This window comes from Azospirillum sp. SYSU D00513 (genome assembly GCF_017356015.1).
Taxonomy (GTDB): Bacteria; Pseudomonadota; Alphaproteobacteria; order Azospirillales; family Azospirillaceae; genus Azospirillum.
Map to the genome: position 1 here is coordinate 1 of NZ_JAFIQV010000110.1, position 1455 is coordinate 1455.

Here is a 1455-nt window from a genome sequence, read left to right on the forward strand (position 1 = left end):
CTACGGCTTGCACACATTTTGCGCCGCAGCAAGCTTGTAGCCTTCGTGAATGGCGGCGAAACGTTCGTATCCCCGCTGCATGGTTAGGGGTCCTGGTGGCCCCTCGCTGTGCCGGTAGCCTTTCCAGCCACCCAGGCGGGCGATGATCCAAGCGCACCAGGCCAACGTCTCGGGCGGGTGCGGGTTCTTCTGCTTTTCGGTCTTGCCCTCATACTGCGGGATCAGGGCTGCCATGGTGGCCAGTTCGGACGGATCGAACAGCTCGCCGGCCGGCACCGGCGTGCCGCCATCGCGGGCCAGCACAAGCTGATGGATGCGGGCGGCCGCGTGCGCGCTCAGGACTGCCAACTTGCACAAACTCCCGGCATGGACGCTCTGGCTGGCCTCAAGGTCCAGCCCTTGTCGTTTAAGAACACGGAACAGCTGCTCGATGTGCCAACGCTGCCGGTACCAATCCACGACCCGCACCGCCATCTCCGGACTGGTCACCGCGTGCGTCGTCAGCAAACGCCAGCACAGCCGCTGGCTGGCCGTGCCCTCCTCGCTCACCGTCACCGCCGACAAGGCCACCTCCCGCACCGCCTCGCGGCTGCGCCGCGGGCGCGGGATCGTGACCTCGCCATAGCGCACCAGGACACGGGCGCTGTGTCCCGGCCTGCCGGCCCGCGGCGGCACCGCCACTTGATAGCCCAGGCAGGCGGGCAGAGCGTCGAGCCGCTCGTACAGGCGCCGGCCGCCGGCCAGCGTGCGATTGCGGCAGGCGCGCACCAGCACATGGCAGCGCTCGTGCGGGCGGCGGGCAAAGATCTCGTACAGGTCGCTCTCGCGGTCGCCGATCACGGTGACCTGCCGGGCCATGCCGGTCAGGGTGGCGGCCATGGCCGCGCCAAGCAGCCAGCGCCGCGACTCCTTGTCCTCCACCGGGAGCGTGCGGTGGTCACCCACCCGGGGCGTGCGCACCCAGGGCATGGCATCGACCAACCCCAGGCAGCCGCCCCCCTCGGCATCGACGGCGAGCAGGCCATGCACGAACAGGCCCTGGTCGCGCCCGTTGCCGACCGGGCCGAGGCCGCGCTTGCTCCGGGCATGGTGCTGATAGTTGATCTCGGTGGTGTCCTGAAGGACCAGAACGTGAGCGCGCCCGAAGCAGCGCCGGGCCGTGCCATCGCGCAGCCGAGTGCGCAGAAGGTCTTGGTCGAGGTGTTCGGACGCAAGAAGGCGTGAGAAGGCGACCTCGTCGGCACGGCTATGCGCGACCCGCCGCAGGCAGGCGCTCTCATGAGCCACCATGCGCTCCAGCAGCAGCGTGCCGCGGGCGTCGCGGCGGGCGTCACCCAAGCCCGTCAGGAGGAGGTCTGCCGTCATTGCTCATGCTCCGTTGCCAGATCAGAGCCTCACAACAGGCAAACCCCTTCCTTTTAACCGACTTTCTATCGAGTTCTGTGCAAGCCGTAG

General features: G+C 68.5%; 1 protein-coding gene. It reads right to left on the bottom strand.

The window, feature by feature from the left end; translation table 11 throughout:
• A complete protein-coding gene (locus JUB11_RS32410; RefSeq protein WP_207462932.1) occupies positions 1–1365 on the bottom strand; it encodes an IS4 family transposase in 1365 nt (454 codons plus the stop codon).
• Positions 1366–1455: the final 90 nt, after the last annotated feature.

Bases quoted from the DNA above. Each gene is read 5' to 3' on its own strand.
- JUB11_RS32410 (WP_207462932.1), bottom strand. From the start codon at position 1,365: ATGACGGCAGACCTCCTCCTGACGGGCTTGGGTGACGCCCGCCGCGAC.